At 59.3% G+C, this 25,636-nt stretch carries 29 protein-coding genes and 1 tRNA gene; 12 read left to right on the top strand and 18 right to left on the bottom strand.

The features are described 5' to 3' along the window. Positions 1-3: 3 nt before the first annotated feature. The 3 genes from trpC to PJU76_RS01075 all read left to right on the top strand — a co-directional run bounded on the left by trpC (position 4) and on the right by PJU76_RS01075 (position 1,788). Positions 4-792: an indole-3-glycerol phosphate synthase TrpC gene (gene trpC, locus PJU76_RS01085; RefSeq protein ID WP_271780114.1), complete on the top strand. Its 789-nt coding sequence runs from the start codon at positions 4-6 to the stop codon at positions 790-792. 74 nt (positions 793-866) lie between these two features. Next, positions 867-1,292, top strand: a complete 426-nt coding sequence (locus PJU76_RS01080) for an OsmC family protein (RefSeq protein ID WP_271780113.1) — start codon at positions 867-869, stop codon at positions 1,290-1,292. A gap of 10 nt (positions 1,293-1,302) precedes the next feature. Then, a complete protein-coding gene (locus tag PJU76_RS01075) occupies positions 1,303-1,788 on the top strand; it encodes an RrF2 family transcriptional regulator (protein WP_271781021.1) in 486 nt (161 codons plus the stop codon). Positions 1,789-1,792: 4 nt separating this feature from the next. Here PJU76_RS01075 and coq7 read toward each other — a convergent pair whose 3' ends face one another. Next, the gene (gene coq7 / locus PJU76_RS01070) at positions 1,793-2,419 is read right to left on the bottom strand and encodes a 2-polyprenyl-3-methyl-6-methoxy-1,4-benzoquinone monooxygenase (protein WP_271780112.1); all 627 of its coding nucleotides are present in this window, start codon (positions 2,417-2,419) and stop codon (positions 1,793-1,795) included. Positions 2,420-2,518: 99 nt separating this feature from the next. Between coq7 and PJU76_RS01065 the strand changes: the two genes are divergently transcribed. The 5 genes from PJU76_RS01065 (at position 2,519) to PJU76_RS01045 (ending at position 5,375) form a co-directional block, all read left to right on the top strand. Beyond that, on the top strand, positions 2,519-2,809 hold the full coding sequence (locus tag PJU76_RS01065) for a (2Fe-2S) ferredoxin domain-containing protein (RefSeq protein WP_271780111.1): 291 nt from the start codon (positions 2,519-2,521) through the stop codon (positions 2,807-2,809). Next, positions 2,809-3,534 (top strand): alpha/beta hydrolase, encoded by a 726-nt coding sequence (locus PJU76_RS01060; protein WP_271780110.1) that lies wholly within the window; start codon positions 2,809-2,811, stop codon positions 3,532-3,534. The genes PJU76_RS01065 and PJU76_RS01060 overlap by 1 nt, the downstream gene beginning before the upstream one ends. Continuing rightward, positions 3,503-4,444 (top strand): ATP-binding cassette domain-containing protein, encoded by a 942-nt coding sequence (locus PJU76_RS01055; protein ID WP_271780109.1) that lies wholly within the window; start codon positions 3,503-3,505, stop codon positions 4,442-4,444. Before PJU76_RS01060 ends, PJU76_RS01055 begins: the two co-directional genes overlap by 32 nt. Then, positions 4,441-5,220 (top strand): ABC transporter permease, encoded by a 780-nt coding sequence (locus tag PJU76_RS01050; RefSeq protein ID WP_271780108.1) that lies wholly within the window; start codon positions 4,441-4,443, stop codon positions 5,218-5,220. Before PJU76_RS01055 ends, PJU76_RS01050 begins: the two co-directional genes overlap by 4 nt. A gap of 78 nt (positions 5,221-5,298) precedes the next feature. Next, positions 5,299-5,375 (top strand) — tRNA-Met (locus tag PJU76_RS01045). A 584-nt stretch (positions 5,376-5,959) separates the two neighbouring features. Here the strand turns inward: PJU76_RS01045 and PJU76_RS01040 are convergent. From PJU76_RS01040 to PJU76_RS01025, 4 genes are all read right to left on the bottom strand, one after another. Beyond that, positions 5,960-6,490, bottom strand: coding sequence for a DedA family protein (locus PJU76_RS01040; protein ID WP_271780107.1), 531 nt, complete (start codon positions 6,488-6,490; stop codon positions 5,960-5,962). A gap of 175 nt (positions 6,491-6,665) precedes the next feature. Further along, entirely contained in the window at positions 6,666-7,067 is a 402-nt protein-coding gene (vapC, locus tag PJU76_RS01035) for a type II toxin-antitoxin system tRNA(fMet)-specific endonuclease VapC (RefSeq protein ID WP_271780106.1), read from the bottom strand. After that, positions 7,064-7,294: a type II toxin-antitoxin system VapB family antitoxin gene (gene vapB, locus PJU76_RS01030; protein ID WP_271780105.1), complete on the bottom strand. Its 231-nt coding sequence runs from the start codon at positions 7,292-7,294 to the stop codon at positions 7,064-7,066. The genes vapC and vapB overlap by 4 nt, the downstream gene beginning before the upstream one ends. A gap of 224 nt (positions 7,295-7,518) precedes the next feature. Continuing rightward, the gene (locus PJU76_RS01025) at positions 7,519-8,097 is read right to left on the bottom strand and encodes a DUF4337 domain-containing protein (RefSeq protein ID WP_271780104.1); all 579 of its coding nucleotides are present in this window, start codon (positions 8,095-8,097) and stop codon (positions 7,519-7,521) included. 191 nt (positions 8,098-8,288) lie between these two features. Between PJU76_RS01025 and PJU76_RS01020 the strand changes: the two genes are divergently transcribed. Together PJU76_RS01020 and PJU76_RS01015 are read left to right on the top strand one after the other, a co-directional pair. Further along, entirely contained in the window at positions 8,289-9,659 is a 1,371-nt protein-coding gene (locus PJU76_RS01020; protein ID WP_271780103.1) for an NRAMP family divalent metal transporter, read from the top strand. A 10-nt stretch (positions 9,660-9,669) separates the two neighbouring features. After that, positions 9,670-9,870 (top strand): hypothetical protein, encoded by a 201-nt coding sequence (locus PJU76_RS01015; RefSeq protein WP_215849469.1) that lies wholly within the window; start codon positions 9,670-9,672, stop codon positions 9,868-9,870. A 12-nt stretch (positions 9,871-9,882) separates the two neighbouring features. Here PJU76_RS01015 and PJU76_RS01010 read toward each other — a convergent pair whose 3' ends face one another. The 12 genes from PJU76_RS01010 to PJU76_RS00955 all read right to left on the bottom strand — a co-directional run bounded on the left by PJU76_RS01010 (position 9,883) and on the right by PJU76_RS00955 (position 23,938). Next, on the bottom strand, positions 9,883-10,959 hold the full coding sequence (locus tag PJU76_RS01010; protein WP_271780102.1) for an HD-GYP domain-containing protein: 1,077 nt from the start codon (positions 10,957-10,959) through the stop codon (positions 9,883-9,885). Between the two features lie 17 nt (positions 10,960-10,976). Next, positions 10,977-11,339, bottom strand: coding sequence for a response regulator (locus PJU76_RS01005; protein WP_271780101.1), 363 nt, complete (start codon positions 11,337-11,339; stop codon positions 10,977-10,979). Beyond that, positions 11,332-14,046 (bottom strand): response regulator, encoded by a 2,715-nt coding sequence (locus tag PJU76_RS01000; RefSeq protein WP_271780100.1) that lies wholly within the window; start codon positions 14,044-14,046, stop codon positions 11,332-11,334. The genes PJU76_RS01005 and PJU76_RS01000 overlap by 8 nt, the downstream gene beginning before the upstream one ends. Before the next feature lie 168 nt (positions 14,047-14,214). Beyond that, positions 14,215-15,543 carry a tRNA uridine-5-carboxymethylaminomethyl(34) synthesis GTPase MnmE gene (gene mnmE / locus PJU76_RS00995; protein ID WP_271780099.1) on the bottom strand — a complete coding sequence of 443 codons (1,329 nt, stop codon included), beginning with the start codon at positions 15,541-15,543 and terminating at the stop codon, positions 14,215-14,217. Between the two features lie 56 nt (positions 15,544-15,599). Continuing rightward, complete coding sequence (yidC, locus tag PJU76_RS00990; RefSeq protein WP_271780098.1) at positions 15,600-17,204, bottom strand: membrane protein insertase YidC; 1,605 nt, start codon at positions 17,202-17,204, stop codon at positions 15,600-15,602. Between the two features lie 15 nt (positions 17,205-17,219). Continuing rightward, entirely contained in the window at positions 17,220-17,435 is a 216-nt protein-coding gene (gene yidD, locus PJU76_RS00985) for a membrane protein insertion efficiency factor YidD (RefSeq protein WP_064220094.1), read from the bottom strand. After that, entirely contained in the window at positions 17,432-17,818 is a 387-nt protein-coding gene (rnpA, locus tag PJU76_RS00980; RefSeq protein ID WP_271780097.1) for a ribonuclease P protein component, read from the bottom strand. Before rnpA ends, yidD begins: the two co-directional genes overlap by 4 nt. Continuing rightward, entirely contained in the window at positions 17,787-17,921 is a 135-nt protein-coding gene (gene rpmH, locus PJU76_RS00975; RefSeq protein WP_009560916.1) for a 50S ribosomal protein L34, read from the bottom strand. Before rpmH ends, rnpA begins: the two co-directional genes overlap by 32 nt. 112 nt (positions 17,922-18,033) lie before the next feature. Beyond that, the gene (gene ettA, locus PJU76_RS00970) at positions 18,034-19,701 is read right to left on the bottom strand and encodes an energy-dependent translational throttle protein EttA (protein ID WP_271780096.1); all 1,668 of its coding nucleotides are present in this window, start codon (positions 19,699-19,701) and stop codon (positions 18,034-18,036) included. Positions 19,702-19,802: 101 nt separating this feature from the next. Further along, positions 19,803-20,915 carry an HlyD family secretion protein gene (locus tag PJU76_RS00965; protein WP_271780095.1) on the bottom strand — a complete coding sequence of 371 codons (1,113 nt, stop codon included), beginning with the start codon at positions 20,913-20,915 and terminating at the stop codon, positions 19,803-19,805. Continuing rightward, entirely contained in the window at positions 20,890-22,344 is a 1,455-nt protein-coding gene (locus PJU76_RS00960; protein WP_271780094.1) for an efflux transporter outer membrane subunit, read from the bottom strand. The genes PJU76_RS00965 and PJU76_RS00960 overlap by 26 nt, the downstream gene beginning before the upstream one ends. Then, entirely contained in the window at positions 22,325-23,938 is a 1,614-nt protein-coding gene (locus PJU76_RS00955; RefSeq protein WP_271780093.1) for an MFS transporter, read from the bottom strand. The genes PJU76_RS00960 and PJU76_RS00955 overlap by 20 nt, the downstream gene beginning before the upstream one ends. 229 nt (positions 23,939-24,167) lie before the next feature. Here PJU76_RS00955 and PJU76_RS00950 point away from each other — a divergent pair, with 229 nt between their 5' ends. Then, positions 24,168-24,509, top strand: a complete 342-nt coding sequence (locus PJU76_RS00950) for a DUF202 domain-containing protein (RefSeq protein ID WP_271780092.1) — start codon at positions 24,168-24,170, stop codon at positions 24,507-24,509. Between the two features lie 26 nt (positions 24,510-24,535). Here PJU76_RS00950 and PJU76_RS00945 read toward each other — a convergent pair whose 3' ends face one another. Further along, positions 24,536-25,192: a MarC family protein gene (locus PJU76_RS00945; RefSeq protein ID WP_064218724.1), complete on the bottom strand. Its 657-nt coding sequence runs from the start codon at positions 25,190-25,192 to the stop codon at positions 24,536-24,538. 114 nt (positions 25,193-25,306) lie between these two features. On the opposite strand from PJU76_RS00945, the gene PJU76_RS00940 reads away from it, so the two are divergent. Beyond that, complete coding sequence (locus PJU76_RS00940; RefSeq protein WP_215859992.1) at positions 25,307-25,567, top strand: FmdB family zinc ribbon protein; 261 nt, start codon at positions 25,307-25,309, stop codon at positions 25,565-25,567. Positions 25,568-25,636: the final 69 nt, after the last annotated feature.

The following is a 25,636-nucleotide window of genomic DNA, read 5'->3' as shown; positions in this document are numbered from 1 at the left end:
ACGATGGCCGACATACTTAAAGAAATTATTGCCCGCAAACGCGAAGAGTTGGCTGGGCGCCAAGCCCGCCTGGGCCTCACGGAGCTGCAATCGGCAGTGGCCCTGACGGCGCCGCCCCGCGACTTCATCGGCGCCATTCAGGCCAAAATAACCCAAGGACAAGCCGCCGTGATCGCCGAGATCAAAAAGGCGTCGCCGTCGGCGGGGGTTATCCGGGAGGACTTCAACCCGGTGACCATTGCCCAGGATTACGCGACCCATGGGGCGGCCTGCCTGTCGGTCCTGACCGATACGCACTATTTCCAGGGTGCCGACCTCTATCTGACCGCCGCCCGCGAGGCCTGCACACTGCCGGTATTGCGCAAGGATTTCTGTATTGATCCCTATCAGGTCTGGGAGGCACGCGCCATCGGGGCCGATGCCATCCTGCTCATCGTCGCGGCCCTGAGCGATGCCGAGCTACAGGGACTGGAAGCCACCGCGCAGAGCCTCGATCTGGCGGTACTGGTGGAGGTGCATGATGTGGCCGAGTTACAGCGGGCATTGAAGTTGCGCACGCCGCTGATCGGCATCAACAATCGGGACCTGCGGCGCTTTGTCACCACGATTGAAACCACGCTGCAACTGCTGCCGGAGATCCCCGAAGGACGGATAGTGGTCACCGAAAGCGGCATTCACTGCCGTGAAGATGTAGCGACGTTGCGCGCAGCGGGGGTAGGTGCTTTTCTCGTCGGCGAAGCGTTTATGCGCGCCGCACAGCCAGGAGAGGCACTGGAACGTCTGTTTTTTTGATTAAACGCGGTTTACACGGTTAGTTGATTGTCATTAAATGGGAATCTGTGATTTCCGGGAATAGGGAGTGGTTCGTGAAGGCACGCGTACAGTGGATGGGTCCTGAGCAGATGAGCTTTGTCGCTGAAGCCGATAGTGGTCACGCCCTGGTCATGGACGGCTCCGTTGAGATTGGCGGGCGCAATCTCGGGCCGCGCCCCATGGAACTCCTGTTGATGGGTCTGGGCGGCTGCTCCAGTATTGATGTGGTCATGATTCTCCAGAAATCCCGGCAAGATATCCGCGACTGTGTCGTGGAAATAAGTGCCCGGCGCGCGGATCAAGACCCTAAAGTGTTCACCGATATCCATCTGCATTTTGTGATATCCGGCAAGGCGCTCGACCCCAAGCGGGTAGCCCACGCCATCGGCCTGTCTGCGGAAAAATATTGCTCGGCCAGCATCATGCTGGGCAAAACCGCGGTGATCACCCATGACTATGAAGTTCGAGAAGAAGGCTGAGGATGCCGTTATGCTACTAAGTAAAACCAGCGAATATGCCTTGCAGGCACTGATTTATCTGGCCGCCCAACCGCCCGGAGAATCGGTACTGAGCCGGGACATCTCCGATTATCTGCACGTTCCCGCCCAATATCTGGCGAAAATTCTGCAAGATCTCGCCAAACGCGGGGTGCTGGACTCCTTCAAGGGGCGCGGCGGCGGTTTTGTTATGCGTTCCGGCGCAGAACAACTGAATATCCTGGAAGTGGTGGAAATTGTCGAAGGACAGCCTTTTGGTCAAGGCTGCGTGCTCGGCCTCAAGGCTTGCGCCGATGAAACGGCCTGCCCCGTGCACACGCAATGGAAACCACTCAAGGCCGAGGTGGTCGGTCTGCTCAGCAAGCAAACCATTGGCAGCATGGCCGAGGCCGTACGTGCCGGACACTACCGCATTTACCTGCCGGGTACGGAGTTGAACATGCGCCCAATCCGGGCACCCAGCAAAGACCTCTCCTAAACCGTCAAATCCAGAGCGCCCCCCGCGTCAGGACCTTGGAAAAAATCCCCATGGCCATACGTACCGGCATGGGGAGTTTTCCGGCACCCAGCGCCTCCGCTTTTTCGGCATGTCCAACTTCGTCGTCCCGCATCTGCGCCACAATGGCGCGGCTGCGCTCATCATCGGCGGGGAGTTCATCCAAATGGCTGTTGAGATGCTCTTCCACCTGATTTTCCACCGCGACGACCAAGCCGAGATTGCTGGCGCGCCCGCGACGGGCAGCCAGAAAGCCCATGCTCCAGCCCGCGCTGTACCAGAGCGGGGCGAGCAGGCTTGGACGACTGTTGAGTTCCCGCAGACGCGTTTCACACCAGCGCAGGTGATCTTCCTCCTCCATGCGGGCCTGCTGTAACTGCTCACGCAGGGCAAGGTCATTCGTACCCGTCGCCTGACCCGTATAAAGCGCCTGTGCCATGATCTCACCCGCATGATTGACCCGCATCATGCGCCCGGCCCGCTGTCGCTCCCAGGGACGCAGGAGTGCGTCGGGAACGTCCCTGGCCGGATACGGTCGATCACTGCCGATCTGCTGTCCGGTCAGGGTACGCAAGGCGTTATCGATATTGGCGATGACTTGATCGCTGAACATGGCATCTCCACACGCTGTCCGTAAAGGCTAATTTTGCTATAATGTCCTTGAATGAAGAGGGGGTCAACGCTTATGGAAGGTGCTTTTTATCAACGTCATATGTTTCTTTGCCTAAATCAGCGCGACAACGGCGAGCAAGCCTGCAATAACAGCGGCCTCGCCGAAGAGATGTTTCACATGGCCAAGAAGCACGCCAAAGCCCTCGGTATCCATGGCGGAAACCAGGTCCGCGTGAACCGTTGCGGCTGTCTGGGGCGGTGTAGCGAGGGGCCGGTTGCCGTCGTTTACCCCGATGCCGTCTGGTACACTTATGTAGACGCCGACGATGTGCGCGAAATCGTCGACTCCCACCTGCGCGACGGCGTACCTGTCGAAAGGCTGCGACTCTGATGCTGCCCATTGATCGCAGGCACCTCTACGATGGCGAACTCGCTGGCCTGGAATGTGTAGACCAACACGTCGTCATTCCGGGCCCGGCGGGTGTGCTGGAGGGTATCACTGCGTGCCCGGATAAAGAGACGCGCGGCGTGGTGGCGATCATCCTTCATCCGCATCCGCTTTATGGCGGCACCTTGAACAACAAGGTTGTGCATTGTCTGAGTAAAACCTGCAATCAACTGGGCATCCCCTCGCTGCGTTTCAATTTTCGCGGAGTGGGAGAGAGTACCGGCGTCTATGATGATGGTCGCGGCGAAACCGAAGATTGTCTGGCGGTGCTCGACTGGGTGCAAGAGCGCCGCCCCGGCTTTGATATCTGGCTGGCCGGATTCTCCTTCGGAGCCTATGTGGCCTATCGCAGCGTACACAGTCATCCCCGTATCAGCCATCTTCTGACCGTTGCCCCGCCCGTTAATCTCTTTGATTTCGGTTCATTACCGACACCGGCCTGTTCGTGGACCCTGATTCAGGGCGAACTGGACGAACTGGTCCCCGCCGCCAGAGTAGCAAACTGGGTCGATACCCTGCCCGTTCAGCCCCGGAAGATTTTACTTCCCGCAGACCACTTCTTTCATGGTCAGTTCAACGCCATGCAAGCGGCGCTGTTACAATCCCTCAACAACGAAGTAACCGAGATAGGAGTCGGTGACCCCTGTCGTGAATCCGGCCTTTCTTGAACTACGGGCGCTGCATAAGCGTTATGGCGGACGCGAGGTGCTGCGCGGGGTAAACTTCGCCGTTGCCGCCGGAGAGTGTTTTGCCTTGGTCGGTCCCAATGGGGCGGGCAAGAGCACCACGGTGCGGGCGATCCAGGGGCTGACACCCACCGATGGCGGAGAAATTCGCCTCGGTGGTCGGGTGCTCGCAGAAATGGGGCGTGCGGCGCGGGCAGACATGGGGGTGGTGCCGCAAACGGATAACCTGGATCCCGATTTTACCGTGCAGGAAAACCTCTGGACCTACGGTCGCTACTTCGGCCTGCCGAAAGCGCTGATCCGCCAGCGCAGCACCGAATTGCTGGAGTTTATGGCCCTCAGCGGCTATGCCGCGCAACCGATCCACTCGCTGTCCGGCGGAATGCAACGCCGCCTGACCATCGCCCGCGCCCTGATCAACGCCCCCAAATTGCTGCTGCTGGACGAACCCACCACCGGCCTCGACCCCCAGGCCCGTCATCTCATCTGGCAGCGTCTGCGCGAGCTACGGCGGCAGGGCACCACCCTGCTGCTGACCACACACTATATGGACGAAGCGGAGCGTCTGGCAGACCGGGTCGGAATCATCGACCATGGCCGGATTCTGGCGGAAGACAGTCCGCGCGGCCTGATCACCACCCATATCCCGGCGGGCGTCGTCGAGTTGCGCCGGGTGGACGGTGCGCTGCCGGACCCGCAGGATCTGCATCGCCAGTGGGTGAGCCTCAGTGAGCGCGTAGGCGATACCCTGATCTGCTATGGGACGGATCTGAGCCCGCTACTGGCGCACTTCGTGGAGGATCCGGCCTATCGCTGGTTGCAGCGTCCCGCCAGCCTGGAGGATGTATTTCTGCACCTGACGGGACGCGATCTGCGAGAGGAAACCGAATGATGCCGATACGCGACGCCTTGCCGGGAGCCGGGGCACTGGCCGTCTTGCAGCGCAACTTCGGTGTCTGGCGCAAACTGCTGGCGCCAAGCCTGCTCGGCAACTTTGGCGACCCGCTGCTTTACCTGCTGGCGCTGGGGTATGGTCTGGGGCACTTCGTCGGGCGTATGGACGGGATGCCCTACATTACCTTTATCGCCTCCGGCATTGTCGCCAGCAGCGTGATGAATACGGCCAGCTTCGAAGGGCTTTACTCCGCTTTTACCCGGATGAACGCTCAACGCACTTACGCGGCCATGCTGGCCACGCCCTTGCGGGTCAGCGACATTCTCGCTGGCGAAGTGCTTTGGTGCGCCGTGAAAGGCTTGATCAGCGCCGTGGCCATCGTCATCGTCGCCAGCTTTTTTGGCGCCATACAAGGCCCCTGGGTGTTACTGGCGTTGCCGGTCATTCTGCTGGCGGGACTGAGCTTTGGCGGGCTGGCGCTGGTCATGACGGCACTGGCGCGCAGTTATGATTTCTTCATGTATTATTTCACCCTGGCGGTGACGCCCATGTTTCTCTTTTGTGGCGTTTTCTATCCCCTCCATTCGCTGCCGCCCTTTGCCCAGCAACTTGCACAAGTGCTACCCCTGACCCATGCGGTGGCGCTGCTGCGACCACTGCTGACCGGGCATCCACCCCACGGGGTGCTGTACCATGCTGGCGTTTTGCTGTTGTACACCCTGGTGGCCTATGGATTTGCATGGCACCTGCTCAGCCGTCGGCTGCTGCGCTGACGATGAATGGGCACGGATTGCCGCAGCGCCACCCACCCTTGACAGGCGCACCGGTTAGGGCTTTAATTTGCGCCTCACGGCGCTTTAGCTCAGCTGGTTAGAGCAGCGGAATCATAATCCGCGTGTCCGGGGTTCGAGTCCCTGAAGCGCCACCAAATAAATCAATAAGTTAAAGACCACCCCCCACTACGCCTTACTCCACTTCAGAGAGGCAAAACAACTGACACCGGGAGCGAGTAAGCACAGCCAAGTTCGGTAGCCAGAGCCATGAGACGTTTGTCGCAGGACCATAAATTGGTCTACACGAGCACGGTAGAGGCCAGGATACTCGCGTCAACATAGCCTATACCGCGTCCCATCAGGCCATGACGCTCAATGAAAAACAGGGTTTCCTCTGGGAGGTGGCATCGAGCAGGGTAGAGAGGTGTGTGTCCCCAGAACGGAAATGGTTGATCCAGACGGAGGTGTCGACCAGACTCAGGCGGCAGGCTCTCGTCTGCGAGGAATGTTCTGTAATTGCGGTTCTGTTCCACCCAAGCGAGCGAGGCGACGAGCACTTTCCCGTTCAATCAAAGCACGTTGGCTTGGGCCAGGAGATCATCATCCAGGTTGATCGTAGTTCGCATAAGAGGGACCTCATAAGGCAGCGAAGGACTAAACCGCTCGCACGCTAGGGTGGCTTCGTTCTGATTTTGTCGGCTATTGTGACAAAGCGCCCTCCATTTCCTTATAAGGCAATTCATGAAGGAATATTTCCTGCCAGCAAAAAAGCTCCTACACCCCATGCCATCACCCAAAGAATGGCACCCATCGCGCTCCAGATCGCAAATGGCCGGAAGCCCATCTCCGTCGCACCGGCCAGGTACCCTTGCAGTTGGCGTAGCGGCACGATGAAGCGCCCGACCAGAACAACCGGGGCACCGAAGCGGTGAAAGAAATGGTGCGTTTTATCCACCATAGGCGGCATGATACCTACATAGCGGCCATAACGCAGCAATGCCTGGTGCCCATAACGAGCACCCAGGCCATAGGCTGCGTATCCGCCAAGAGTGGCGGCCAGCATGGCCAGCGGAAGCACGATCCAGACCGGAAACAGACCCCTGGCCGCGAGGAACCCGGCAGCGACAATCACGGCCTCACCGGGCGCAAAGACCACCCCCGCACTCTCGATGAACAGCAACGCAAACACCGCCGGCAGTCCATAGGACCTGAGGATGGGGCTGGCCGCATGGATCAGGTTAGCCAGCGTCGTCAGGAACCAGTGCAGCACTCATCTCTCGCCCGGCCAAAGCCAGAACTCATGAACTGCGAAAGGAAGCCACCGTCCTGCTGCTGCGGCGCGAAGCCCTGGTTGAGATCGTAATCTGTCTGCAGACCCGCCCAGAAAGCATCATGTATCCCATAGAACAATGGCCCAGCCTCTCTTGACGATCCCGTCACCAAAATCATTGCACCCAATCCACGACGCGCAATCCGGGAACCCGCTCGAATTTCCGCAGGTTGTTGGTCACGACGATCAAACCGCGGCTTCTGGCGTGGCCCGCGATCATCTGGTCATATGGCCCGATGGGCTTACCAACCTTGGCCAGTTCGGCGCGGATCTGCCCGGTATGCTTCGCGGCCTCACTCCCGTATTCGAGAAGCTCCAATCTCGCCGCGAATCCTTCGATCTCCGCCAGATTGCGCTCTGGTGCTTGTGACTTCTCCGCACCATAGATCAACTCCATCAAGGTGACCGCGCTGATGGCCATCTGCCCATGGTATCGACGAAATTGCTCCCGAATCTCTGGCGGTTTGCATTTGATGGTGAAAATGCAGATGTTGGTATCCAGCAGGTAGTTGATCACAGGGACTCCCGGACCTGATCGGCAGGTTGCTCCCGATGTTCCATAAAATCCGCGCTGACCCCTTCGCCATCGAACCAGCTGTCCCAGGATTCTCCTGCGGGAATCAGCATCCTCGCCCGGCCCATGACGAGCACTTCCACGCGCTTCACATCGGCGGGAAAAGCGATGGCTTTGGGTAAACGCACCGCCTGGCTGCGGTTACTTAGAAAAATAGTGGCCTTTTCCATGTTGGGCGACTCCATAGTATATGGCTTAGGGATATACGTATAGTCCAGCAACGCGCGGTCGTCAATCCTCTCTCCGCGCAGGCGTAGTCCTAGCGGTTCACCAAGACCTGCCGATCGCCTTTTGACTGGCTATCGTAAGCGCCTTTATTTGTTGGGGGATACCCAGCGTGTCCGGGGTTCGAGTCCCTGAAGCGCCACCGGCTGCTGTTTTAAGGACGACCATGTCATGCCAGGCTCAAGGCCATAACCCAAAGCCCGACGCCGCTCAGAGCACTGAGAATAGCCATTCCAAAAAGCCAAATCCTTCCGGTCAGCGCCGTGATGGAAGCCAGTGAAATGGCGATTTGTAAAAAAATCATCGCAATGGCCATGTCGTTATGCGGCCTGTTCAATCGTTCCGAGCGACCGTTGGCCGCGCTGGAAAGTTGCTCCAGATGTTGGGCTTCGGCCTGAACACTCTTTTTTTGGGCCTTATACTTGAGGATTTTCTTCTGGTAAGGCGCTGCCTGTTTCGCCGGTGTCAGATCCACAGCCAGTTGCATCAGATGTTCTTTGGTGCTAATAGCTTGGTAGTAATTCCACTGGTCCGTTGCCTTAGCTTTCTCCAACACGGCTTCATTCTTGGCCAGCAGCACCTCGTTCATCAGATGCGTCCCCTGATAACTGACAACGGCGCCAAGCGTAGCAAGCAGCGCTGTAAAAATAGCCACCCACTGGCCCAGCGTGGGCTTGTGGGTGGCTGGTTCTGCGGCCTCATGAATAGCCTCTTCGTGCGGGGCGTGCGTGTGCAAAGATTCGCTCATGGATTTTATCCTTTTTAAGGGTGATATTTCGCTTGACCTGACCGACCATGCCAGCATACAAAAGTGCCGCTTATTTTGTACCAACGGCAACCGACTGGACAGTCACGTCGTGGCATTAGGGACGACTCAGGGCACCGGATGCGGGGCGGCCTGGTTGTGGCTGTTTTTACATGTTATTCAGGAGGGAGCTGATGTCGACCACACCCGAACTGCACGCCAGACCCAGCGAAGCGGATGTGTTGCAGCGATTACCCGAGGAGGTGCGGGAGCGCATCCAGGATCGCTGGCGGATTTATCAACTCCGCCATCATCCCTCCTGGTGGCGGCGACTACTGCTGTTTCTGAGTCTGATCGGGCCAGGCATCCTGGTGATGATCGCAGACAACGATGCCGGCGGCGTCATCACCTATGCCCAGACGGGGGCGATGTACGGCATCGGTTTTTTTATCCCCTTCCTATTGCTCATGATCCCGGTGGCCTATGTGGTGCAGGAGATGACCGTGCGTCTTGGCGCGGTGACGCATCGCGGTCACGCCGAGATGATCTGGGGACGTTATGGCGCTTTTTGGGGAGTGTTTTCTCTGCTGGATCTGACGGTGGCGAACATTCTGACGCTGGTGACGGAGTTTATCGGTATCCGTGTGGGCATGAGCGTGTTCTCCGTGCCGCCGGCCCTTTCGGTCATGCTGGCCTGGATATTTGTCGCCGCGACCATGATTTTTTTGCATTACCATACCTGGGAGCGGGTGGCGTTGTGGATCGCCGCAGGCAATATCGTTTTTGTGCCCCTGGCTATCGCCGCGCACCCCGACTGGGGCCAGGTTATTGCGGCGGTGGGCAACTGGCACATTCCGGTGGGGACGGCGGTCGGCGCCTTTACCTATGTCATACTCGCCAATCTCGGAACGACGATCGCTCCGTGGATGCTTTTTTTCCAACAGTCCTCGGTTGTTGATAAGGGACTGACGGTCAATGACATCCCCAGCGGTCAAGCCGATACCGCCTTCGGAAGCCTTTCCATGGGGATTATCGCCATCGCCATCGTCATCTTGACGGGTACCCTGGCGTATGGGCACACCAATGCCGCCCAGTTTAACATCCACGCGATCCTCCACCTGTTACGACAGAGCAGTCTGGGCAGTGTCGGAACCGCGCTGTTCGCTCTGGGCCTCGTCGAGTCCGGGCTGATTGCCGCCATCGCCATTACGGCGAGCACTTCCTGGGCGGTGGGCGAAGCGCTCAAGCTCCCCCGAAGCCTGAACCTCAAGCCACAACGGGCCTTGCCCTTTTATCTGTCCGGCATTTTGAGCGCCGGCATGGCGGCTATGGTGGTCCTGATTCCCCACATCCCCCTGGGGTTTTTGAACCTCACCGTGCAGGTGATTGCATCCATATTCATGCCGGCGGCGATGCTATTTCTGCTCATGCTGCTGAATGATCGCGAGATCATGGGGAGCTATGTGAATCGGCGCTGGCAGAATTATTCAGCTTTCACCGTCGTTGGTTTCCTAATTCTGGCCAATGCCGTTTATGGTTATACCGTCGTCTTCCCATCCCCCTGAGGAGCTTTGCATGCATCCCAAAGAAGACTTTCGTGCCGAGGCGACCCCGGAATTTCTGGCGTTTCTGGAAGAAGAGATCCATCAGGAACCCAAACTGCTGACCCGCGCCCCGATTCGGGGAGGTATTCAGATAGCCTTCTGGGGTTTGCGTATCTACATCGTGATCATGCTGATCATGGTGGCCATCGGTTTTGCACACGGTATGCTTTGACCACACTCAGAGTTACACATTAGGCATGTCACAATCGGTTAATGCGGCGTAACACTCCGCAAAAGTGGGGGCCGCGCGCGGAAACGCCGCCAAAATATCAGGATCGAAATGCTCCGGCTTAACTCGTCCATCTCCTTTTAAGATGATGTCCACCGCTCTTTCATGATCCAGCGGTTCCTTATAAGGACGCCGACTTCGTAAGGCATCATAAATGTCCGCCAATACCATCATCCTCGCCGGTAACGGGATCTCGTCGCCTTTTCTGCCGAAAGGATAGCCACTTCCGTCCCATCGTTCGTGATGGCCCAGAGCGATTTCCCATCCCATCTGTAATTCTGGGGAGACATTGTGTTGGCCAATAATATTGGCGCCGAGTGTGGTGTGCGTACGCATAATGACCCATTCAGCGGCATCCAGAGGACCGGGTTTCAGCAGAATAGGATCGGGAATCCCGATCTTTCCTACATCGTGCATAGGGCTCGCCACAAAAATGAGATCGGCAAAATCCGTCCCCATGCCCAGTTGTTGTGCCAATTCCTTGCAGTAATAGGCGATGCGCTGAATATGGGCGCCGGTTTCTTCGTCCTTTTTCTCGGCGGCGCGCAGAAGAACATTGATCGTCTGCAAATAGCTATCGTGCAGCTGGGCCGTGCGCTGCCGAACGGTGATTTCCAAAGTCTCATTATTGCGTCGGATACGATCACTGTATTCCTTGAGCCGCAGAATATTACGCACCCGCACGCGCAACTCCGCCCGGTCTATCGGCTTGCCGAGGAAATCATCCACCCCGGCCTCCAAGGCATGCAAACGCGTTTCGCGGTCGTCGAGGGCCGTGACGATGATGATGGGCAAATTGGCATAGCGGGAGTCCGCCTTGAGCCGTGCCGCCAGTTCAAAGCCGCTGATCTGAGGCATCATACCGTCGGTGAGTATCAAATCCGGTCGGCGATCCTGAAGCCGCGCCAACGCCTCCTGAGCACTGGATGCCGCCAGCGTCTCATAACCATCATTCTGCAATAAGGCCGTGAGCAGACGACGGCTACTCCCTTCATCATCCACTATCAGAATCATGGAACGCTGTTCAGGCATCGGCTTCCCCTCTGCGGCTACAGAAAACGGCCCACAACCTCTATAAGCGTCTGATGGCCTATCGGCTTACTCAGATAGGCATCGCAGCCAGCGGCAAAAATGCTTTCCTCATCCCCCTTCATGGCCAAGGCCGTCAGGGCTACGATAGGGATCCTCCGCGTCGCGGGATCTTCCTTCAGGATGCGGATCGCTGTAAGTCCATCCATGCCCGGCAGATGAATGTCCATGAGAACGAGGTCGGGATACTCGGCACGAGCGATGACAATACCTTGTTCTGCGTCGCCCGCATGCAGAATCTCATAACCGGCCTTGCGCAAGACAATACCTGCAAGCCTGTAGTTAATCATATTGTCTTCAACGATCAAAATTCGCTTAGGCAATATCTTCCCCTGGGTGAGAATGGGCGGTGTTCAGTGCGCGGCGCACCTCTCCGAGGAATTGATCGCGCCTGAAACCCGCCTTCTCCATGATTTTCAGGATATGTCCATTCAGGCGACGGCGATCCTCTGGCGTAATTATTTTGGCCGTCAAAACCAAAACCGGGATGGCCGCCATGCTTGGTTTTTGCTGTAGCGCGTCCACTACGTCAAAACCGCTGAATTCCGGCATCATCAAATCCAGCAAAATCAGATCGGGATGAAGATGTTCTGCCATGGTCACGGCATCCCGCCCGCCATAAGCACTGATGACCTCGTAACCGCCATTGCTCAACTGGCGATTAATGACCGCCACCGCCCGCGCATCGTCATCGACCACCAGGATCACGGGACGATTCTGCCTCGTCACCACAAAACCGAGTTTTTGCAGGATTTTTTCCAGCCGTTCAATTTCAATGGGTTTATGCAGTATTTGAACGCTCCCGAGGAAAAAGCCTGAACCCTGCTCTGAATCCGTACTGGTAATTACCAACGGGATGGTAGCCAGACGCTCATCCCGGTGCTGGGCCGCTAAAAAATCCCAGCCGTCCCTGCCTGGCGGATTCATCTCCAGAATGATGAGATCTGGACGTTCTTCACATGCCATATCCAAAGCGCTAACAGGGTCGCGAGCCCGACGCACGCGAAATCCGTCATCCCTCAGGTAACCTTCCAGGAGGGTCGCTGTGGCGTCGTCATGCTCTATCACCAAAGCGGAGTGATTTGTTTCAGGGGCGGAAACCGCCTTTGCGGAATCCGCCTCCGCAAGAACGACCTCCTCTCGCCAAGGAAGCCAGACATGAAAAGTGGAACCCTCCCCAAGCGTACTTTCCATGCTCACCCGCCCACCGTGCAGTTCTGCCAGACGTTTGACGAGGGAAAGCCCGAGACCGGTACCTTCATAGCGGCGATCCAAACCGCTGTCAGCCTGGACAAAGGGCTTAAAAAGCCGTTCCTGATCTTTTTCCGCGATACCGATGCCCGTATCGGTTACGCTGATTTCCAACCAGTCGGGATAGGCGGCATATTCAGGGCCGGACAAATCGCTTCTGCTACGCCCGCAGAGCGTTACCTGACCTCCATCGGGAGTAAATTTCACGGCGTTGGACAGTAGATTGTACAAAATCTGCTTGGTCTTGCGCGCATCCAGGTAAACGGGGGGGAAGTCTGGTTCCATTTCGAGGTTAAGACGAATCTGGTGGGCGACTGCCTTTTCCCGGACAATACCCAAAGAACCCTGAAACAAATCGTAAAGGTTCGCCGCTTCCAACTCCAGCTTCATCATACCTGCCTCCACTTTAGAGAGGTCCAGGATATCGTTGATGAGAGAAAGAAGATGTTGGCCGCTTTCAAAAATATCCCTGGTGGCATCTTTTTGTTCGGGACTGAGATCACCCATGATGCCGTCCTTCAACAACTCGGAAAAACCAATAACGGCATTGAGAGGGGTACGCAACTCATGAGACATGTTGGCCAGAAAATCGGACTTGGCCTGGTCCGCCAGGCGCAACAACTGATTCCTTTCCAGCAATGCTTCGCTTTGTTTACGCAATTCAACAGCCATGATTTGCTGGTTTTCTTTCTGAGCGATGTGGTTGAGGGCCGCGCCTATCTCTAGGGAAAGCTTATCCAGGAAGGCGATTTTTCTCTCGCCCAGAGCTTCTAGCGAAGCCACCACCAGCACCCCGAATTGCTGCTCCTGATAACGGATCGGCACCATGGCGATCTCTGCAGCTCGAAACTGGCAGATCCCGGCGTCCACCAGAAACCCGGGGTTGTCATCGGGTTGCCTCAAGCGTTGCAGATGGTCCGACATGGCCGCTTCGCCCAGGACACCCTCTCCACGCTGGAAACCGCTTGCCAGTTGTCTATCGGTGCCCCGGTGTGCAGCCAGAACAAAGTGGCCTTGCCATTCGTCATAGCGATAAAATGCAGAGACCGGGAAGGGATGATTCTCCGCCAGAATGCTCAGAACTTGTTGAAGGATCTCCGTCAACCCAAAATCGGAACCACTAAAGAGGGCAAGAATTTGTCCTTGACTGCTTTCAATGCACAGGGATTCTTCCAGCTCTTCCTGCGCCGCGCGGCGTTCACGTCCCTCCTTTCTAATTTGCCAAAAGAGCCCGGTAAGCAATGCGATCAGCAGGACGATCGTGATTCCGATAGCCCATAACGTTGTCTCGCCCGCCTCTTGGGCCGCTCCGGTGCGCTTCCTGAGCAGACCGCTTTCGGTCGCATGCATCTTCTCGACCAGATCATGCACCGCCGCCATTTCGGCGATCCCTGCGCCCGCACGAAGCATCGCCTGGGCCGCCGGAAGGCCCTGTTTTTCGTAAACGTCAAGAACATTATCAAGAAGCTGCAAACGTCTCTGTGACTGCTGCCGCAGCGCCACCGCCCGATGCTCCTCGAGTGGGTTGTCCGTCACCTCGTTCGGCAAATCATCCAGTATCGCCTGAAAGCGCTGGATTGCCGCCTGACGTTCCTGGAGATAGAACGAATTGCCGGTAAGGAGATAGCCGCGCTGCGCAGTTTCTGCCTCATTGATCAGCGCCCAGCAGCGGTCAAGGCTCTGTAGTACCGTCTGGGTATGCTCCACCCAATAAGAGGCCCGGACATAGCCAGTCGCGGCGCGGAAGGCCAGCGTTCCCACCAGGACAAGCGCTAACACGGCCAGGCTAAAGCCTGCCAGTATTTTATTTCCTGTCGAGAATACGGAGCCCATTCCGTAGAATAGCGCCCATTTTCAAACAAGTTAAGTTTTTTCTGATTTATACAAAGATCTTATTTGCTCTGACTGGCGCTTCCCGGTCATGCCGGATATTTTCGCTATTCCGCCTCACTTCCCGATACAAAAGCGCGAAAAAATATCGCCGAGAATGTCTTCCACATCAATATGACCGGTGATACTGGCCAACGCCACAGCGGCTTCACGCAGAGACTGCGCGACCAGTTCAGGGGAGCCCCCCAGGCGATGCATATCGCGCGCGGCGTGAATGTCCTGCAGGCAATGCTCCAGCGCCTCGACATGGCGACGACGGGCGCTGAAGGGACAACTGTCGCCCTGCATACCGAGGGCCTCCATCAAGCTACGGCGCAAAATATCGAGGCCGACGCCAGTTTGGGCAGAGAGGGCGATGCCCTGCTCACCGACGGGGGCGAGGGGCGGGGCGGAAACCAGATCCAGCTTGTTCCAGAGGATCAGGCGCGGTCCTTCCGGCAGGTCACGCAGGATAGCCTCATCCTCCGCCTGCCATCCCGTGCTCGCGTCGACCACCAACAGGATCAATTGCGCACTGTGCAATATATTGCGGGCACGGGCGATACCTTCCGCCTCCACGGCATCCGTGGCCGCGCGCAACCCGGCGGTATCGATAAGCTCCACCGGCAGACCGTCGAGGATGATTTCTTCGCGGAGCAAGTCGCGGGTGGTGCCGGGGATGGCGGTGACGATGGCCGATGCGCGGCGGGCGAGGGCGTTCATCAGGCTGGATTTGCCGACGTTGGGTCGTCCGGCGAGCACTACGCGACCGCCGCGGGCGAGTCGGGCGCCTTGCTGTGCTTGCTTGAGCAGATGCGCGATCTGGCCTTCCAGCCGCATCAGGCCATCGGCAATAGCCAGTTCGTGGGCGTCGCCAAGGTCTTCCTCACTGAAATCCAGGCCGGCCTCGGCGAGGGCGAGAAGTTGCAGGAGCTGGCCATGGATGCCATCGACCGCCTGCGAGAAGGCACCCTCCAGACTCGCCGCCGCGGCGCGTGCCTGGGCGTCGCTGCGGGCGTGGATGAGGTCGGCAACCGCTTCAGCCTGGGCAAGATCAAGACGACCGTTGAGAAAGGCCCGTTCACTGAACTCGCCGGCACGCGCCGGCCGCGCGCCCAGAGCGATGGCCTCGGTGAGCAGGCTGGCGAGGGCCAGCGGGCTGCCATGGCCCTGCAACTCCACGACCGTTTCACCGGTGTAGCTGTGGGGGGCGGGGAAATAGAGGGCGATGCCATGATCAATCACGCTGCTGTCGCGGGCGTGAAAGCGGCGAAAATGGGCATGCCGGGGCATCAGTGCTTTTACCTTTGCTCCGCCGCAGAGCACCGTCGCGATGGCCAGGGCCTGCAATCCAGAGAGGCGCAAAATACCGACGCCGCCTTCCCCCGGCGGCGTGGCAATCGCCACAATCGTGTCTCCCTGCTGATAGGCCAAGGCTCTAACTCAACACGGGAGGCTCCCCCCTAGTCCTTGGCCGCCATGATATGGCGGGTGATCAGGTATTGCTGGCCGATGGAAACCACGTTGTTGGTCAGCCAGTACAGTACCAGACCTGCCGGGAAAAAGGAGAAGAATACCGCGAAGATCACCGGCAGTGCCGACATGATGCGCTTCTGCATGGGGTCCACCGGCGCTGGATTGAGGCGCTGCTGGAAGAGCATGGACACGCCCATGAGCAGGGGCAGGATGTAGTAAGGATCGGGTATGGCCAGATCATGAATCCAGAGGATAAAGGGCGCCTGCCGCAGCGAAACGCTCTCCACCAACACCCAGTACAGGGCAATGAAAAAAGGCATCTGCAGTACAATGGGTAGACAGCCCGCCATAGGGTTGACCTTCTCGCTGCGGTACAGCTCCATCATGGCCGCGCCTAACTTCTGGCGGTCATCCCCGACCTCCTTCTTTAGTTTCTCCAGCTTGGGCTGCAACTTGCGCATATTGGCCATGGAGCGGTAACTGATGGCCGAAGGGTAGAAGAAGATGAACTTGACCACTATGACCAGCAGGATGATCGCCAGACCCCAGTTGCCGACCAGCCCATGGAACCAGGTCAGCACCACATGCATGGGCTCGGCGATGATGGCGAACCAACCGTAGTCCACGGTCTGCTCCAGGCCGTTACCCATGGCGACCAGGGTTTGCTGCTGCTTCGGCCCGAGGAAAAGCTGCTGGGTGATGGTGGTGCTCTGGCCCGGTGCCAGAGTCGGTAGCGGGGTGTTCACCCCGGCGACATAATTGGTACCTGACGGACGCGCATAAATCTGGGATTGCGCATCCTGGGCAGGCACAATGGCCGTGAGGAAGTAGTGGTCCATCATCCCCGCCCAGCCGGGGCCGGACTTCAACTCCGGATGATCATGGATATCACCGAAACTCACTTCGCTGAAGTTGCCCTGGTGCATGAGCACCGCGCCGGTGAAAATAGACATGAACATGTGACTTTCAGCGCGGTCATTGCGGAGGATCTGGTCAAAATAGCTGCCATTCCACGCCGTGGACCCGCTATTGGTGATGGTGATGTGCTCTTCCACCACGTAGCTGTCGGGCTGAAATGTCCATGTTTTTTTGACGCTCAGGGGGCCGGCTTTGCCGATGAGGGTGATAGGCTGGCCGTCGGCCCGCCGAACGGCAGGAACGGCGAACTGGGCAACCAGGGTCTGTCCATCGCTGTTGACGAAGCCGCTCTGCTGCACAGTGAGCTTAGCCGCCGCCTTGTCGAGGATGGGATAGGGTGCGGGATTCCCCACCGCCTGCGGATAACGGAGCAGGCCAAGCTGTTGAATATCGCCGCCATTCAGGTCGATCTGGCCAGTGAACACCTGCGTCTGGAAAGACACCGTGGGTCCTGTCGCCAACTGGAGGCCCGTACTGACCGGCGCGACCATCGGCGCAGCCACTGTCGCTGCTGAGGTAGCCACAGCGGATGTTGATGTGCTCGGGGTCGTGACGCTTTGGCGGACGGCAGTCGGCGTAACCGGTTTCGGCGCATTCTGCGCCTGCCAGGCCTGAAACAGCAGGAAGACGACTACGGCAAGCGCGACAGCGAGGATGGTCTTCTGATTATCCATGAGGCCCCAAGGCGTTTAAGGAACGGGATCGACACCACCGGAGTGCCAGGGATGGCAACGGCTGATGCGTTTGATGCCTAACCAGGAACCTTTGGCGATGCCATAGCGTTCAATGGCCTGACAAGTGTATTCGGAGCAGGTCGGGTAAAAACGGCAGTGGTGTCCAAGTATGGGGCTGATGACATACTGATAGCCGCGCACGACAACGACGGCCACATGCCGCACACTCATACCTTCTCCAGCATCTGCTGGAAGTAGACACCCATGGCCCGCATGCTGAGTTGCCGGGCACCCGCCCGTGCCACCACCAGCACGTCACGCCCTTGCGTGCGCACCGGCTGCTGCCGGAACGCTTCGCGCAAGCGTCGCTTGATACGGTTGCGGACCACGGCATTACCCACCTTGCGGCTTACTGCCAAACCCAGACGGGGGTGTCGCAGTTCGTTACGCAAGGCGTAGATCACCAATTCTGGGAAGACCTTTTTGCGTCCCTGCTTGAGGGTGCGCTGGATGGCCGCCTTCTGGCGGAGACGATCCTCGCGGGTAAAACGATGAGGATGCGCCAGCGCCGGATTCATCGGCTTACGGGCAGAGACGCTGACGGCCCTTGGCACGGCGCCGCTTGAGCACAAGGCGACCGGATTTGGTGGCCATGCGGGCACGGAAACCGTGGGTCCGCTTGCGATGGACAACGCTGGGCTGAAAAGTACGCTTCATGAGACACTTCCTGCGGATAATTCTTAAGGGCTGAGAAGATAAGGAGATGCTGCACGAAAGTCAAGGCACCGGGCCGCATTTTCGGGACCCGGCAACGACGAGATAAAAAGCCTTAGCGCACGATGGGCTTGTAACGCAGACGATGGGGCCGAGCGCCCTCCTCACCCAGGCGGCGTTTTTTGTCTGCCTCATATTCATGGTAGTTGCCCGCAAAAAACTCCACATGGGCATCACCTTCAAAAGCGATGATGTGGGTGGCGATGCGGTCGAGGAACCAGCGGTCATGGGAGATGACCATGACGCTGCCCGCGAATTCCAGCAGGGCGTCTTCCAGCGCGCGCAGGGTTTCCACATCGAGGTCGTTGGAGGGCTCATCGAGGAGCAGGACGTTGCCGCCGGCGATAAGGGTTTTAGCCAGATGCAGGCGGCCACGCTCACCGCCCGAGAGCTGTCCCACCAGTTTTTGCTGGTCGGCGCCCTTGAAGTTGAAGCGGCCGCAATAGGCGCGGGATTGGATCTCAAATTTGCCGACGGTGAGGATGTCCAGCCCACCGGAGATTTCTTCCCAGACATTGTTTTTGGCGGCGAGCGCATCGCGGGACTGATCCACATAGGCCAACTTGACGGTAGAGCCGAGGACGACGGCGCCGCTATCCGGGCTTTCCTGGCCCACAATCATTCGGAAAAACGTTGACTTACCGGCACCATTGGGGCCAATAACACCGACAATGGCGCCCGGCGGCACTTTGAAGCTGAGATGTTCAAAAAGCAGTTTGTCGCCGAAGCCCTTGGTCACATCACGGAATTCAATCACCTCGTTGCCGAGACGTTCCGCCACCGGGATGAAAATCTCCTGCGTTTCATTGCGGGTCTGGTATTCGTAGGAACTCAGTTCTTCAAAGCGGGCCATACGGGCCTTACTTTTGCTCTGCCCGCCTTTGGCGTTCTGCCGCACCCATTCCAACTCGTGTTGCATGGCTTTGAGGCGCGAGACCTCGGCGCGGGCCTCCTGTTCCAGGCGCTTTTCCTTCTGCTCCAGCCAGGCGGAGTAATTGCCTTTGTAAGGGAAGCCGCGGCCGCGGTCCAGTTCCAAAATCCACTCGGCGGCATTGTCAAGAAAGTAGCGGTCATGGGTAACGGCAACCACGGTACCGGAGAAGCGCTGCAAATACTGCTCCAACCAGTCTACGGATTCGGCGTCCAGATGGTTGGTAGGCTCGTCGAGGAGGAGCATGTCGGGACGGCTGATGAGCAGGCGGCAGAGCGCAATACGGCGCTTTTCACCACCGGACAAGGGGCCGACCAGAGCATCCCAGGGGGCGAGACGCAAGGCGTCGGCAGCCACCTCCATCTGTTGCTCGGCCTGATGGCCATCACTGGCGGCAACAATGGCCTCCAGGCGCGCCTGCTCGGCGGCGAGAACGTCAAAATCCGCATCAGGCTCGGCGTAGGCGGCATAGACCGCTTCCAGTTCCCGTTGCGCGCCGAGGATGTCACCGAGACCCTCCTCCACTACCTGGCGCACCGTCTTGTTCGGATCGACCTGCGGTTCCTGCGACAGATAACCGATTTTGAGACCAGGCATGGGCTGCGCCTCGCCTTCGAACTCCTTGTCGACACCCGCCATGATCTTTATCAGGGTGGACTTGCCGGCACCATTCATGCCGAGCACGCCGATTTTGGCACCGGGGAAAAAGGACAAGGAGATGTCCTTGAGCAGAACGCGCTTGGGCGGCACGATCTTGCTGAGATGATTCATCGTAAAAACGTATTGCGCCATGCCGTTTTCCATCCAGAGAGTGGGTTCAGACCGCCGAAAGGCGGAGTTGGCCTAGTGTAGCGCAAACCAGGGCTTGATGTGGACTCTAGGCGGGCGACCAGTCAGGGAGACGGGCGTGAAGCGGCTGCGGAACGCAGGAACCAGTTCGGTACCGGCCGCCGTATCCACGGGCCATGCAGTGCGATCCGTACCGTCATGGTCAGCCCGGGACGCAGCGGGTGCCGGATCAAGTCCCCCGGATCGACGGCGATGCGCACCGGTACCCGCTGGGTGAACTTGATCCAGTTGCCGCTGGCATTCTCCGGCGGCAGCACCGCGAAGACGGCGCCGGAGCCCCCTCCCAGTCCCACCACCCAACCGTGATAGGTGACGGCGTTACCATAGAGATTGGAATGCAGCGTCACCGCCGCACCGGGACGCACCCCCGCCAGACGGGTTTCCTTGATGTTGGCAGTGACCCATATCTGCTGCAATGGCACCACGGTGAACAGGCGCTGGCCCGCGTTTACCCACTGTCCGGGCTGCACCGCCTGCTGCGCGACGATGCCGGTGACCGGGGCCCGGATGATGCGTCGTGTCCAGTTCAGGTGGGCCAGGGCCAGGGCCTGCGTCGCCGCACGCACGGCGGGGTTTCCCGCCGGGCCGGCGGTCCCGAGCTGCGCGCTGAGGGCTGCGCTATGCGCTGATTCGGCGCCGATTTCGGCTTGCAGGCGCCGCACCGCGTCGGCCGCCGCGATGGCGGCCATATCCTCGCTCGCACCGGCGCTGGCCGACGCCCGTAGGCGCCAGGCCTTCTGCTGCGCACTGTTCAGACTAGCTCGCAGGGCCGTCTCCTTGCTGCAACTAGCCTGAATTTCGTGGACCAGCGCCAGCGCATTTTGTCGGGCCTGCGCCAGTTGTGCTTCCGCCTGTTGCAGCTTGCGACCAGCACGTTCGCCGCGGAGCATCACCAGGGGGGAGCCTGCCTCCACCCGCATGGTGTCGTAGGCGGGAATCGCGGCGACGGTTCCGGTCGTGCGCGCATCCACCGCGTAAAGGTTGCCCTCGACATAGGCATCGTCTACCTCCAGCCGCTTTTGTCCGATCAGCAACCACCAGAGGCCGTAGACCAGCAGACCGAGCAGGACGACGCCAGCCAGTATCCAGAGGTTGCGCCGCCTCTGGTCTGCCCCGGCCTTACTCGCGTTGTCAGGGGTGTTGTCCAGACTGATCATAGCCGCCTCCCAATGCGGTTTCCAACCGGGCCCAGGCCTGTAGTGCCGCATAATGGGCAAGGCGCTGGACCATTTGCTGATGGATGAGGGTGATCTGCCGCTGCAGCACCGCCGCACGGTCACTGAGGCCCAACGCCTGGGCAGTGACGGTCAGTTTTTCCTGCTCCTGGGTGGCGCCAGTGCCGACCGCCTCGGCTTGCCACACCTGCCGACTGTGCTGGTATCCCGACAGCGCCGTCAGTACCTGCTGGACCGATTGCAGGATGCTTTCCTGGTAAACAGCCACCGCCTTGGCCTGCTGCGCCTCGGCGCCGTGGAAACGGCCAGTCAGGGCGCCGCTGGTGAAAATCGGTAACCGCAAGGCCGGTCCAAAGCTGTACGCAAAGCTCGCCGGGTTCAGGAGCGTGGCGATGTGGGCGCTGTTCATGCCCAGCAGAACCGAGAAGGAAATATTCGGATAAAAGGCGGCGCGGGCGGCTTTGGTCTGCTGGACGCTGGCCAACGCCAGCGCGCGTGCCGCCTGTACGCCGGGACGGTGGGCAAGAAGGTCCAGACTCAGGTGTGAGGGCAGGGTGGGGATTACTGCGGACGCGGGCGCCACCGGCCGGAGCGGTAGGGCATCCGGTGCAATCGCCGCAAGCTCTGCCACGGCGAAGCGTGCGGCAGTCGCCCGTTGCTGCCAGCGGGCCAGGCGGGCGGTATTCTGCTGGAGCTGCAAAGACAGGTCGGCAATGGACAGGTCGGTCCCGAGGCCGAGATGCCGCCGGGTTCGCAACAATGCCTGCCGCTGCTGGTAGAGGTGCTGCAAACGCCGGGTGCTGGCGAGCTGCTGTTCGGCTTCCGCCCAGCGCAGATAGGCATGGACGACGGCGGCGGCGAGCAGGCGGCGGGTATCTGCCAGCCGCGCTTCGGCGGCGCGTTGTTCACCCAGCGCCGCCTTGAGACGGTCCGCATATTTGCCCCAGAAATCGAGCGCCTGTGTAAAACCGAGTCCGACATCGCCGCTGTCATAGAGTTTGTTGCCCAGACCGAGCGCCCCCAGCGGACTGTTGCCGCTGAACTGCAAAGGCGTGACGGCCGCCTGCCCGGAAAGCTGCGGACCGAGGGCCGCAGCCCGCCAGGTGCTGATCGATGCCGCCCACTGGACCGTATCGACGGCCTCTGCCAGACGCGGATTGGCCGGGCTCAGGGCACGGGTAATGAGTTGATCGAGCCCGGCGCTGGCCAGCCCCGTCCACCAGTCCTGTTGCGGCCACGCACCGGTGGGTAATGCCTGGGCGCCGTCCAGCCTCTGCACGCTCTTCGCCCAGGCCGGCACCTTGACATCCGCGGGGTCCGGGGCACGAATGGTCGGCGCGCAGCCGCCGAGGGCCACGACACCGAGGGCCACGCATGCGGCGATCCAGCGCTTACGGCGCACGTTCCACATCCCCCTGCCGACCCGGTTCCGCGTCAAAACCGGCGCTTTCCATGATCTGCTGTTCGATGGTGACCCGCCGGACCTGCCCGGCCCGGCGGCGATATGGCCCTTTGGTGAGCCATACGAGGGCAAGCACAACCAGCGCCATCCAGCCCCAGAGCCAGAGCATGGATTGCATGGATAGCGCGGCACTCTGGGTGGTCAGGTGCTGGATGGACAGGGCCTGCGCGGCGGGGCCGCTTACCGGCCAGTGTTCCCGCAGGCTTTGCAAGGGCAAAGTGGGGGACTGCCAGGCCAGATGCGCCCTGAAGGTGTCGCCATGACGCATCCACAATGCCGAAAAAGCGCTGGACAGATAAGCGCCGCCGAGAATCCGCACAAAGTTCTGCAGGGTGGCCGCAGCGGATAGACGGCTCTGGGGCAGTCGTGAAAACATGATCAAGCTCAGGGGCACCAGATAAAACCCGATGGCGATGCCTTCGATCAAATGGCTGAGGAGCAGACTGCGCAGGTTGCTATGCAGGTTGAGCCGCGTAGTGAATCCATAAATGGCGACAAATCCAAAGCAGATGGTTGCCAGCCAGCGCGGACTCACCCGGCGCGAGACGGGTCCCATCACCGCGATCAGTGGCACGCCGCCGAGGGCCATGGGCAGCAACACCACGCCCGCCCAGAAAGCTGAATAGTTGGCATGACTGATGAGGGCCGAGACAAAAAGACCATTCCCGCCCAACAGCAGTCCCCACCCAAAAACCAGCGCCGGCAGCGCCAGCACGTAATTCCGTCGCCACAGGAGGCGGAGATCCAGGCAGGGGTGCGGTTGATCCCTTTCCCAGAGGAAAAAGGCCACGAGGAGCACGGCGCCCAGCGCGGTCAACCAGCGGATGGCGGGGGCATCCCACCAGTTCCAGTCTTCGCCCCGGTTGAGCACGATCTGGAAGATGGTGCTCCAGGCGGCGAGCAGCAGCAGCCCGATCCAGTCGAAGGGTTGGCGCAGGCGTTCTCCGGGATCGTCGCGTAACAGAGCGGAGACCATGCCCAGCGCCAGTAAGCCCACGGGAAAGGTCAACACCGCCGCGGCCCGCCAATCCCAGGTGTAGGCGATCCAACCCGCCAGCGAGGGCCCGGCAAGCAGGGGCAGCACCAGATTGACGATGCTGAGATCGGCCGCCGTCTTTTGCCAGCGCAACGGCGCATAGCGAATCAGCAGTCGTCGGGTCAGGGGCGTCAGAAAACCCGCCGCCGCGCCCTGCAGAAACCTGCCGCCCAGAAACAAGCCGAAATGGTCGCTGAAGACATCAGGCAGGGTGGCCACCATCAGCAGGATGAGGGAGATCTGAAACATCCGCAGTTCACCGAAACGCTGGTAGAGCCAGGTCGCGGGTACCACCGCGAGCGCCCAGGCCAGCAGGTAAAAAGTCAGTGACCAGATCGCGTGGTCGAGGCTGGTGCTGTAGGCGCCGGCGATGTACGGCAGCATCGGGATGGACCAGGCGAGGCTCCACGAGGCCAGCAGCAGGCCGCTGCTCAGGCCGAGCAGTAACAGCACGCTATCCATCCCGCAAAAGGCGGGGACGGCGGGAGAAACGGAGCGAACGGCCAAGTGAACACCTAGAGCTGTGGGGACACAGTACATATTAGATGATAGCCGCGGCACAGCAACATGCCCAATGACATTCTTTTTCCGTGTACTAATTAAATGTAATGAAGTCCACATAAGTAGACATGCAGTTTAACCGGTATAGGCGCCTGCAGTATTCTTATCCGTCAGGATGGGCTGAACTGCTGAAGGGCGAGGCCCGGAAAGTTGGTATGCTAAAGTGTTTTGAAGGATGACCGAATTGAACAACATGCCTTACTACAAGTTTAACCCGCGCGAATTCATTCTGCGGGACTGGCTGGCCCTGGACAGGACCGTATTGGCCAACGAACGGACGTTTCTGGCGTACACCCGGACGTCATTGACCCTGGTTCTTGCCGGCCTGACCTTTATCCGTTTTTTTGGTCCCGACATCTGGTCCACCATCGGCTACATCTCTCTGATTTCAGGGACCGCCCTCTGGGTGACCGGCGTCAAGCGCTATCTGCACATACTGGGGCATTACCGCGCCATGATCATTGCGGAAAACAAGGCACTGAACGACAACAAAGGCAGCAGTGCCATCATGTCCTGAGATCCCAAAGCCGGGTGGTATCGCGCTCAGGAAGTGCCGATATGCACCAACCCAGGGAATAAGGCCGCCAGACCATTGGCGATAAAGGTCACGGCAATGGCAGCGAGCACCAGCCCGAAAATGCGGGTAGAAATATTGATGCCGGTCACCCCCAGCCGACGTGACAGGGGCTCCGCCAGGCGCAGCGCCGCATAGGCCACCCCGGCGATCAGCAATATATCGACGATCAGCAGGCCGCTGGCCAGCCACGACGCATTTTTGTGATGGGCAATAATCACGGTGATCATGGTACCCGGACCCGCCAACAACGGAATGGCCAAGGGTACGACGGCAACGGCATCTTTCTGCATCCCCTCGGCAGCTTCCTCCGGGGTATGCCGATAGCGGCTGGACTTGGCCTGCAACATGTTAAAGGCCAGCATCATCAGCACCATGCCGCCAGCCACCTGAAAGGCGGCGATGCTGATCCCGAAGAATTTCAGCATATATTCACCAAGAAAGGCGGACGTCAGCAGCACGACAGCTACAGCACGGGAGGTCAGCTTGGCCGTGGCAATCTGCTGTTGCGCATCCTCGTCGCCGGTCAGGGCGATGAAAATCGGAATGGCGCCAATGGGATTGAGGATGGCGAGCAGTGCGATGAGCGTCTGCAATGCGCTGTGCAGTTCAGTAGCGATGGGCATCCGCGCCCCCCTTATCGGATCGGTTCCAATGCAAGGCCCTTGAAAATTGCGGCGTGAAGACGTATTTAATAGGCATCTTTTTTAGAAGTTACAACCCAATACGGAGTCGATACGATGCCAACTTACGAGTATGTATGCAAGGACTGCGGGCACCATCTGAGCGCCGAGCAGCGCATGAGTGATTCCCGTCTGACCGACTGTCCCCACTGCGGCAAACCGGGACTGGAGCGGCAACTCAACGCCGGGGGCTTCGCCCTGAAGGGTTCCGGCTGGTACCAGACCGATTTCAAAGGGGGCAGCAACAAAGCCGGTGAGAGCAAGCAGGAAGCCGCCGCCGCGCCTTCCTGCCCCGCTGGGGGCTGCGCCTGTCATTGACGTAGCGCACGCGACAAGGCTAGATTGTGCGCGGGCTTCCCGGTCGGGTGGCCCTTTTCTTGTTGATTC

Origin of the sequence: Acidithiobacillus ferriphilus (assembly GCF_028215975.1) — a bacterium.
Taxonomy (GTDB): Bacteria; Pseudomonadota; Gammaproteobacteria; order Acidithiobacillales; family Acidithiobacillaceae; genus Acidithiobacillus; species Acidithiobacillus ferriphilus.
This window is presented reverse-complemented; position numbering and strand designations above follow the sequence as displayed.

Bases quoted from the DNA above. Each gene is read 5' to 3' on its own strand.
- trpC (WP_271780114.1), top strand. From the start codon at position 4: ATGGCCGACATACTTAAAGAAATTATTGCCCGCAAACGCGAAGAGTTG.
- PJU76_RS01075 (WP_271781021.1), top strand. From the start codon at position 1,303: ATGCTACTAAGTAAAACCAGCGAATATGCCTTGCAGGCACTGATTTAT.
- coq7 (WP_271780112.1), bottom strand. From the start codon at position 2,419: ATGTTCAGCGATCAAGTCATCGCCAATATCGATAACGCCTTGCGTACC.
- PJU76_RS01065 (WP_271780111.1), top strand. From the start codon at position 2,519: ATGTTTCTTTGCCTAAATCAGCGCGACAACGGCGAGCAAGCCTGCAAT.
- PJU76_RS01060 (WP_271780110.1), top strand. From the start codon at position 2,809: ATGCTGCCCATTGATCGCAGGCACCTCTACGATGGCGAACTCGCTGGC.
- PJU76_RS01050 (WP_271780108.1), top strand. From the start codon at position 4,441: ATGATGCCGATACGCGACGCCTTGCCGGGAGCCGGGGCACTGGCCGTC.
- vapB (WP_271780105.1), bottom strand. From the start codon at position 7,294: ATGGAAAAGGCCACTATTTTTCTAAGTAACCGCAGCCAGGCGGTGCGT.
- PJU76_RS01025 (WP_271780104.1), bottom strand. From the start codon at position 8,097: ATGAGCGAATCTTTGCACACGCACGCCCCGCACGAAGAGGCTATTCAT.
- PJU76_RS01020 (WP_271780103.1), top strand. From the start codon at position 8,289: ATGTCGACCACACCCGAACTGCACGCCAGACCCAGCGAAGCGGATGTG.
- PJU76_RS01015 (WP_215849469.1), top strand. From the start codon at position 9,670: ATGCATCCCAAAGAAGACTTTCGTGCCGAGGCGACCCCGGAATTTCTG.
- PJU76_RS01010 (WP_271780102.1), bottom strand. From the start codon at position 10,959: ATGCCTGAACAGCGTTCCATGATTCTGATAGTGGATGATGAAGGGAGT.
- yidC (WP_271780098.1), bottom strand. From the start codon at position 17,204: ATGGATAATCAGAAGACCATCCTCGCTGTCGCGCTTGCCGTAGTCGTC.
- yidD (WP_064220094.1), bottom strand. From the start codon at position 17,435: ATGAGTGTGCGGCATGTGGCCGTCGTTGTCGTGCGCGGCTATCAGTAT.
- rpmH (WP_009560916.1), bottom strand. From the start codon at position 17,921: ATGAAGCGTACTTTTCAGCCCAGCGTTGTCCATCGCAAGCGGACCCAC.
- ettA (WP_271780096.1), bottom strand. From the start codon at position 19,701: ATGGCGCAATACGTTTTTACGATGAATCATCTCAGCAAGATCGTGCCG.
- PJU76_RS00965 (WP_271780095.1), bottom strand. From the start codon at position 20,915: ATGATCAGTCTGGACAACACCCCTGACAACGCGAGTAAGGCCGGGGCA.
- PJU76_RS00960 (WP_271780094.1), bottom strand. From the start codon at position 22,344: ATGTGGAACGTGCGCCGTAAGCGCTGGATCGCCGCATGCGTGGCCCTC.
- PJU76_RS00950 (WP_271780092.1), top strand. From the start codon at position 24,168: ATGACCGAATTGAACAACATGCCTTACTACAAGTTTAACCCGCGCGAA.
- PJU76_RS00945 (WP_064218724.1), bottom strand. From the start codon at position 25,192: ATGCCCATCGCTACTGAACTGCACAGCGCATTGCAGACGCTCATCGCA.
- PJU76_RS00940 (WP_215859992.1), top strand. From the start codon at position 25,307: ATGCCAACTTACGAGTATGTATGCAAGGACTGCGGGCACCATCTGAGC.